We start from the raw sequence: 242 nt of genomic DNA on the forward strand, positions 1-242 counted from the left end.
CCAAGGCAGTAAGAGCAGCGATTAACTAATGCGATACTAGCTCAGTTGGTAGAGCGCAACCTTGCCAAGGTTGAGGTCATCGGTTCGAACCCGATGTATCGCTCCAAATTAGCCTTTTAAAGGCAAGACTCATTGACTTAAACAATGCATCCGGACGCGGGATGGAGCAGTTTGGTAGCTCGTCGGGCTCATAACCCGAAGGTCGTCGGTTCAAATCCGGCTCCCGCAACCACATTACAGTT

General features: G+C 50.4%; 2 tRNA genes. Both read left to right on the plus strand.

The features are described from left to right. The first annotated feature begins 30 nt into the window (after positions 1-30). A tRNA-Gly gene (locus tag BCT34_RS04520) sits at positions 31-106 on the plus strand. Between the two features lie 49 nt (positions 107-155). Further along, a tRNA-Met gene (locus tag BCT34_RS04525) sits at positions 156-232 on the plus strand. Positions 233-242 lie beyond the last annotated feature (10 nt).

This window comes from Vibrio sp. 10N.261.45.E2, from assembly GCF_002875705.1.
GTDB lineage: Bacteria > Pseudomonadota > Gammaproteobacteria > Enterobacterales > Vibrionaceae > Vibrio.